This window comes from Oscillibacter valericigenes, from assembly GCF_016902445.1.
GTDB lineage: Bacteria > Bacillota > Clostridia > Oscillospirales > Oscillospiraceae > Oscillibacter > Oscillibacter avistercoris.
Genome location: NZ_JACSNX010000086.1, coordinates 1 through 257 on the forward strand (window position 1 = coordinate 1; position 257 = coordinate 257).

At 52.5% G+C, this 257-nt stretch carries 1 tRNA gene; it reads left to right on the forward strand.

What is annotated here, in order from left to right:
• Positions 1-34 precede the first annotated feature (34 nt).
• Positions 35-109 (forward strand) — tRNA-Glu (locus tag H9X91_RS14135).
• Positions 110-257: the final 148 nt, after the last annotated feature.

Genomic DNA, 257 nt, shown 5'->3' on the forward strand with positions numbered 1-257 from the left:
GGGTCCCCGGTTCGAGTCCGTGAAGGTGCACCATGGCCCGTTGGTCAAGTGGTTAAGACAGCGGCCTCTCACGCCGTTAACATCGGTTCGAATCCGGTACGGGTCACCAGTTTTTCTTGAGAACGAAAGTTCTTGACAAGAGGGACGGAATACAATATAATACAGTTTGTTCTCCGGTAAGACCGGATAACATAAAGTCGTATCTCCCTCCGAGCGAAGCCCAGTGAAACGGGTTCGCGAGGAAGAGGAGGAGCAAG